The organism is Hoeflea sp. (genome assembly GCF_984452065.1).
Window position 1 is genome coordinate 1 of the sequence record NZ_CFHWAF010000219.1, and the last position, 4,481, is coordinate 4,481.

Below are 4,481 nucleotides of genomic sequence, written 5' to 3' on the forward strand. Positions count from 1 at the left end.
GTGGCGTCCGTGCCGCCAGGCGCGCGGGGTGTCACATATCTGCCTTATCTGAGCGCCGGCGGAATCATCGCGCCCGTCGTCTCCGCGCGTGCCCGCGCGCAATTTTGCGGCCTGCACGCGGGCCATGACCAGGCGTGCCTGTTGCGTGCCGCCTATGAAGGCGTTGCTTTTGCCATCGCCGATCTGCTCGACCTTCTGCAACTCGATAAGAAGGCCCCCCTGACACTCGTGGGCGGGGGCAGCCGCAGCACCCTTTGGTGCACGATGATTGCCGACATAACCCGGAGATCGGTTCAGTTGCCGCAGGCCGATGAGCTTGGTGCGCTCGGTGCCGCGCTTTTGGCTGCGACCGCGCTTGGCAAATACGACAGCGTCATTGCGGCGTCGACCGCCGCGCGCCGGTATCGCGCCATCCACACCCCCCGGCCGGGTGCGGACGCCGTCTGGTCCGAGCCGCGCTCCCGGTTTATCGACTACCGGGACAGACTCCTTCGCGAGGCCGGCGATCAACAGACGCAATTTTAAGGAGACGAACATGACAAACTTGCCAGCAGAACAGATATCCGGGGTGCGCCAATGACGTCGATCGCCAACCATTACATCGACTCCGTGATCGGCCACCTGGCGGCGCTCAAATCCGGTGCGACGGCCGATGCCATGGCCCGCGCCGCGGAGGCCGTCACCGCGAGCGCCCGCGCTGAAGGTCTGTGCTATGTTTTCGGCACCGGCCATTCGCACATGATCGCCGAGGAAGTCCACTATCGGGCCGGCGGGCTCGCGCTTGCCGTGCCGATCTTGGCGACGGTAACAATGCTGCATGAGAGCGCACTTGTCTCGACCGTGATGGAACGCACCGAAGGCATTGTTGAACCTATTTTCAGCCGATACGATATCACGCCCATGGACACGCTGTTCGTTGTTTCGAATTCAGGTGTCAATGCGGCGCCGGTCGAAGCCGCATTGATCGGCCGCGAGATTGGCTGCACCGTGGTGGCCATTACGTCGTTGGCCTACTCAACTGCCGCCGCGGGAGGACGCCAGCGACTCGCCGACGTCTCCGATATCGTTATCGATAATGGCATTCCACCGGGCGATGCTCTTGTGGACGTGGGCGATAATGGCCTGAGATGCGCGCCGGCCTCGACCGCGGTCGCCGCGACAATCATCAACGCCATTTTTGCCAAGGTTGCGGAAAACCTTGCCGACAATGCGGACGCGCCCGTTTATGTCAGCGCCAATATGCCGGGTGCCAAGGCCCACAACAAAGCGCTCGCCGGCCGCTACCGCAAACGAAATCCGCATTTGTGATCGCCCGGCCTGCGGCTTCTCGTCAATACTGATTGAGACCAATCGTTTGGATCGGCGAGGACGACCAACTCCGCCGCCTCAACCTGCTGACGCCGCGGAAGGTGCGCGAGGGTATCGCGGAGGGCGAACCTTTTGCCTCAGCCTGCCGCTGGACCGACCGGGCGGCAATGCGCTCAATCCGCGCCGGCTTCCGCCGAAAATCCGCGCCACGGTGCGCAACGGCCGGGCCAACTTCAACCATGCGCAAGAACGTGAGGAGCCCGGATACACGGATGTCGTCTGCGACGACTCCGTCCATCTCTACAGCCAGTATTCGACGCAGCGGGACAGCCTTGCCCATGCCGGCAGCCTGTTCGACGCCGACGGAGATGGCGAGCCCGAGATCGTCTTCTACAACGGCTACCGGGCAACGGATTCCCGGGCAGCACACCACTCAAGTCAACTGGTCGTCGCGAGACCTCCTCGCTCTGCGATCCGCGTGCGGCCACGGCCCGACAACTCACATCTAGGCAAATCGAGATGATGTCGTATATTTGACCAATGGAGGAGATGGTTGGAACCGGCGCACGTCGCAGATTGGCAATAGCGAAGCTCGCTGCGGGCGCTGTCGTCGTTTTGTTGATCGGCGCCACGATTCTCCCGTCGGTCCAACGGTATTTCCTGCATCGCGCCGGCGGCGAAGGTGAAGCGACGTTGCGGATCGTGGTGGAAGGCCTGCGCGGAACGCTGGAGAGGTTCAAACCCCTTCCTCAGCTCATCGCAGAACGTCCGATCCTCATCGATCTCCTCGAAAACCCGACCAATCAGGGCATTCTTCCGTTCGTGAACGAGCAGCTGCGCCTGAGCGCCATGACCCTTGGGGTATCGGATGTCTACCTCATGGACATAACCGGCACAACGGTCGCAGCGAGTTCCTATCGCAAGGAGCTTTCGTTTGTGGGTCGGAATTTCGAATACAGGCCCTATTTCACCCAGGCCCTGGAAGGCGGGCTGGGTCAGTTCTTTGCACTGGGGGTGACCTCGAGCGAACGCGGATATTTTTTCGCGGCACCGGTGCTGAAAGGCACCCGCATCGTCGGTGTCGTTGCGGTCAAGTTCAACGTCGATCCGTTTGAGGATGCCTGGCGTGGTGGCGCAAGCGACATAATAGTGGCTGATCTTTCAGATGTGGTGTTCATGTCAAACCGCGACGAATGGCGCTTCAGGACGTTGACGCCGCTTGATGATGCGACATTCGCTCGAATCGCCGACACCCGTCAGTACCCGACGGACAGATTGGTTGAGCTACCAAACAGCGCGCATGTCATAAGCGACCGGGCGACGCTGCTGACGGTCGACGGGGAGGACTTTGTGCTCAACGCCACTCTGCTTCCGGAAGTGGGTTGGCGCGTGCTCCACCTGACGCCCGCAGGGCCCGCATACGCCCATGCCCTGGCCGCACTTTCCTTCGCAGGGCTCCTGATCATTCTCGGCACACTCGTCGCAGCCATCCTCAGGGAGCGTCGAGCGCGCTCGATCGAACGTGCCGAGGAGGAACGCCGTACCATGGAGGTGCTGGAGACCAGGGTTGCACAGCGCACAGCCGACCTCAATGAGGCAAACACCCGTCTTCACCGGGAGGTTGTCGAGAGAACGGATGCCGAGGCGCGCCTTCGTGAAACGCAAGAGGAGCTCGTCCAGGCCGGCAAGCTCGCGGCACTCGGTCAGATGTCCGCGGCTCTCAGCCACGAAATCAATCAGCCGCTGACCGCTGTGAAATCCAATGCCGACAACGCCATGGCATTTCTCGACCGGGGCCGCCTCGACGACGCGCGCGACAATGTTGGCCGCATTTCGAAGATGGCCGACCGGATGGCGGCCCTGTCAGCGCGTCTTCGAAATTTCGCGCGTCGCCCGCAGGAGAGTGTCGGACCCGTCGACGCCGTTCTGGTCATACACGATGCCATCGAACTGATGGGCTCCCGCATCCGGTCGTCAGGAGCGACAGTCGAATTTGCGCCCGCCGATGGTCCGCGTTGGGTCGTGGGCGGGCGCCTGCGTCTGGAACAGGTCATGATCAACCTTCTGTCGAATGCAATCGATGCCACGGAAGGATCGCCGCGGCCCGAGGTGCTGGTGGAGATAGCAGCGCCGATTGAAGGCCGAGTTGAAATCCGGGTTTCGGACAATGGCCAAGGCCTGAGCGACGAGGTGATGCCGCTGCTCTTCGATCCGTTTTTCACGACCAAGGACCCGGGTAAGGGCCTGGGCCTCGGCCTGTCGATCTCTTTCAATATCATCGAGGATTTCGGCGGACGCATGAAGGCCGAAAACCGCTCGCAGGGCGGCGCAATCTTTATCGTCGATCTCGCCGCAGCGGACGCGCCGGCAGATAGTGCCGATCTGGCCGCAGAATGACCGGCACCGTATTGTTCGTCGATGATGAAGAGGAGCTACGCAGGGTCGCGGGGCAAACGCTTGAACTGGCGGATTTGACGGTATCGCTTTTTACGCATGCCGAGGAAGCGCTATCACGGGTCAGCCGCAATTTTGAGGGAATTCTGGTCACGGACATCCGCATGGTCGGCATGGACGGTCTCGCACTGATGCGGCGATGTCTCGAAGTGGATGCCGAGTTTCCGGTGATACTGGTGACAGGCCATGGCGACATCGACCTTGCGGTTCAGTCGATGCGCGACGGGGCCTACGACTTTATCGAGAAACCCTATGAACCGGCCCGGCTTGTCGAAACGGTTCGCCGCGCGCTCGACAAACGCAGGCTGACAATTGAGAACCGGGATCTGAGGAGCCGGATCGGCGGGCGCGACTCGATCGAGGCGCGCCTGGCCGGACGGTCGGAGGTTATGATCGCGCTGCGCCGGCAGGTGCACGCGGTGGCCGCGACTGAGGCCGATGTGCTCATCACAGGAGATACCGGTGCCGGCAAAGAGGTGGCCGCGCGTGCAATCCATCGCGCGAGTTCGCGGTCGCAACAGCCTTTCGTTGCGATCAACTGCGCGGCGCTGCCCGCCGAACTGATCGAAAGCGAACTGTTCGGACACGAAGCCGGAGCATTTCCCGGAGCTGTGCGCGCGCGCTATGGAAAGTTTGAGCATGCCCGCGGCGGGACGCTGTTCCTCGACGAGATCGACAGCCTGGCCCTGCCGCTGCAGGCAAAGTTGCTGCACGCCATT

Annotated in this window: 5 protein-coding genes; all 5 read left to right on the forward strand. The window is 62.1% G+C overall.

The genetic code is table 11. The features are described from left to right. The coding region (locus tag AC5E6N_RS23445; protein WP_491750069.1) for an FGGY-family carbohydrate kinase at positions 1–525 on the forward strand (525 nt) is incomplete at its 5' end. 51 nt (positions 526–576) lie between these two features. Then, positions 577–1,308 (forward strand): SIS domain-containing protein, encoded by a 732-nt coding sequence (locus tag AC5E6N_RS23450; RefSeq protein ID WP_491750070.1) that lies wholly within the window; start codon positions 577–579, stop codon positions 1,306–1,308. 46 nt (positions 1,309–1,354) lie between these two features. After that, entirely contained in the window at positions 1,355–1,831 is a 477-nt protein-coding gene (locus AC5E6N_RS23455; protein ID WP_491750071.1) for a hypothetical protein, read from the forward strand. A 53-nt stretch (positions 1,832–1,884) separates the two neighbouring features. Continuing rightward, positions 1,885–3,705, forward strand: a complete 1,821-nt coding sequence (locus AC5E6N_RS23460; protein ID WP_491750072.1) for a sensor histidine kinase — start codon at positions 1,885–1,887, stop codon at positions 3,703–3,705. Continuing rightward, positions 3,702–4,481 (forward strand): sigma-54-dependent transcriptional regulator (locus tag AC5E6N_RS23465; protein WP_491750073.1); only part of this gene is annotated, 780 nt, incomplete at its 3' end. The genes AC5E6N_RS23460 and AC5E6N_RS23465, both read left to right, overlap by 4 nt.

Coding starts and splice junctions, on each gene's coding strand:
- AC5E6N_RS23450 (WP_491750070.1), top strand. CDS start 577: ATGACGTCGATCGCCAACCATTACATCGACTCCGTGATCGGCCACCTG.